Genomic DNA, 2,424 nt, shown 5'->3' with positions numbered 1-2,424 from the left:
GAAAACTTCCATATTCTCGATAATGGTAATTACCAGTAGCTCCCGCTATACCACCTGATATACCATGATAAGAACCTCCAAAAGCCAGGATAGTATGCTTTTTAGTCAGATATCTTGCCATGCTCGCAGCTGCTTCACAAGCATCTGCTCCCGTGGTTGTAAATAGAATTTTAGAATTTTCCCTCATCTTACCTGGAAGAGTTGATTCTAGAGTCTATAAAAATTTAATTCTTATTTCAGATGGCACTTCAGGAACGTGCATAATTTTATCAAGCTGATCAATAATTGCTTTTTTTATTTCTGGATGTGCATGACCCATGTTCAGAACAGCTACACCACCAAACCAGTCTATGTAAATATTTTCATCTACATCCTTGATTGTAGCACCTTTTGCTTCTTTAACAACAAATTTGAAAATCTTTGTGTACGTTCTTGCATTGGTCTCCATTTTATCTTGTTTTTTCAAGAGATCCAAAGAATTTTTACCTGGAGGCACATCTCTGATAAACGGAGCATTTTCAAAACTATATCTACTGTTACTCATATTTATCACAACTATTTACTACTAAAAGATAATACCTAAATAACATATTAAATTTACTATAAAAAAATCTTTTTGAGTAAGTCTAAAATAGATGATTAAACTAAAATTTAATATTTGAAAATCATAAGTGCATCGTCGGCTAAAAAGTATAGCAAGCGAGTCGGTATAAAAACAGTAATTTTTGCTTTTTGTAAGCGCCGCGGGGGAGATTTGAACTCCCGGTCCCACTTAAGAGAACCAGCTCTCAAGGCTGGCGCCGTTGTCCGCTTGGCTACCGCGGCAGTATAACTATGATAAATTCGCTGAGGTATAAAAAGTTAACATCAGAAAATTTAATCTAAACGATTTGCATATATTATATAAATGATAATTATAAAGCTTGGCGGTAGTGTAATTACAGACAAGGCAAAATACAGAAAATTCAGAAGCGAGATAGTGAGAAGGCTTATCACAGAGATACCCGACTCAGACCTGATCATTGTTCACGGAGCTGGCTCTTTCGGGCACATAATTTCAAAACAGCACTCTCTACAGAATGGATTAAACAATCAAAACTCACTGAAATTTGTGCAGGTGCAGAATGACATGATAGAATTGAACCTGAATATAATGAAAATTTTATTTGAGTCTGGGATTCCTGCCATATCATTACCAGCTCATTCTTTTCATGTATATCAGGAGGAATTCAATTTTGATATTTTTGAAAAGTTTCTGAAACTAGGATTTGTACCTGTAACTTATGGAGACATCATATTAAACTCAGAAAAAAAAGTTGCAATATGCTCTGGAGATTATCTTATTGAAAAGCTGGCAGGGCATTTTAAGCCTGAGCAGGTAATATTTGTTACTGACGTGGATGGAATATACACTAAAAATCCAAAACTCTATAAAGATGCAAAATTTATCAAAGAGTTGAGTTTAAATGATAGCATAGACACAGAGATGATCGTGGATGATGTTACGGGCGGGATAATGGGAAAATTAGAAACGATCAAGAAAATTATTGGCAATGTAGGATCTGTCACGATTGTTAACGGGCTCGTACCTGATAGGTTAAGAAATATAATATTGAAAAATGAAGAGATAAGTACCAAAATCAAGAGGTGAAATAAAATATGGCTGAAAACATTGAAAATAGAAAAAGCGAGCATGTTGAGATATCATTGAGAGAGAACGTAAATTCACATTATAATTATTGGGAAGATGTGGACCTGATCCATTATTCTATCCCAGATATAGATCTGGATAAAATAGACACTACCGTTTCAATATTCGGGAAGAAGCTAGATTATCCTATCATAATAGAGGGTATGACGGGGGGTTTTGCAAACGCTAAAAAGATCAATGAGAATCTGGGAAAAGCTGCAGAAAAGCTGAATATAGGCATGGGCGTGGGCAGTGAAAGAGCAATATTCAAGCACCCTGAAAATACGGATTCGTATGCAGTGCTGAAAGATCTGGATATACCGCTAAAAATATCAAATTTAGGAGTGCCTCAGCTTATTGCACAAAAAAACATAAAACCTTTTAATGAGACAGATATAAAAAAGGTGATGGAGATCATAAATGCAGATATAATAGCGTTTCACTTAAATTATCTGCAAGAGCTGGTGCAGCCAGAGGGAGAGCACAGGAGCAGGGGAGTATTGAATAGATTGAGCGATATTGCGCAGAGCTATCCAGTATTGGCCAAAGAGACTGGCGCAGGGGTGTCTAAAGAGATGGCATTGGCACTGAAAAAAGCGGGCGTGATAGGCATTGATGTTGGCGGTGCGGGCGGCACATCTTTTTCAGCGGTAGAATATTACAGAGCTAAAAGCAGGGCAGATAAGAAAAAAGAGATTTTGGGAGCGATATTCTGGGACTGGGGCATACCAGCG

At 36.9% G+C, this 2,424-nt stretch carries 4 protein-coding genes and 1 tRNA gene; 2 read left to right on the top strand and 3 right to left on the bottom strand.

The window, feature by feature from the left end:
• The 3 genes from QXQ25_04500 to QXQ25_04490 all read right to left on the bottom strand — a co-directional run.
• Window positions 1-187, bottom strand: a 187-nt coding sequence (locus QXQ25_04500) for an aspartate aminotransferase family protein (protein MEM0160965.1), incomplete at its 3' end; no start/stop codon positions are given.
• Between the two features lie 27 nt (window positions 188-214).
• Window positions 215-544 (bottom strand): aminotransferase class III-fold pyridoxal phosphate-dependent enzyme, encoded by a 330-nt coding sequence (locus tag QXQ25_04495; protein MEM0160964.1) that lies wholly within the window; start codon window positions 542-544, stop codon window positions 215-217.
• Window positions 545-739: 195 nt separating this feature from the next.
• Window positions 740-825: transfer RNA gene (locus tag QXQ25_04490), tRNA-Ser, on the bottom strand.
• Window positions 826-907: 82 nt separating this feature from the next.
• On the opposite strand from QXQ25_04490, the gene QXQ25_04485 reads away from it, so the two are divergent.
• Both QXQ25_04485 and QXQ25_04480 read left to right on the top strand, forming a co-directional pair.
• Entirely contained in the window at window positions 908-1,651 is a 744-nt protein-coding gene (locus QXQ25_04485) for an isopentenyl phosphate kinase (protein MEM0160963.1), read from the top strand.
• Window positions 1,652-1,659: 8 nt separating this feature from the next.
• Window positions 1,660-2,424, top strand: a 765-nt coding sequence (locus QXQ25_04480; protein MEM0160962.1) for a type 2 isopentenyl-diphosphate Delta-isomerase, incomplete at its 3' end; no start/stop codon positions are given.

The organism is Thermoplasmata archaeon (assembly GCA_038729465.1).
Classification (GTDB): domain Archaea; phylum Thermoplasmatota; class Thermoplasmata; order Thermoplasmatales; family ARK-15; genus JAVRLB01.
The sequence above is the reverse complement of the archived record's forward strand: the minus strand, read 5'-3'. Positions and strand labels throughout refer to the sequence as shown.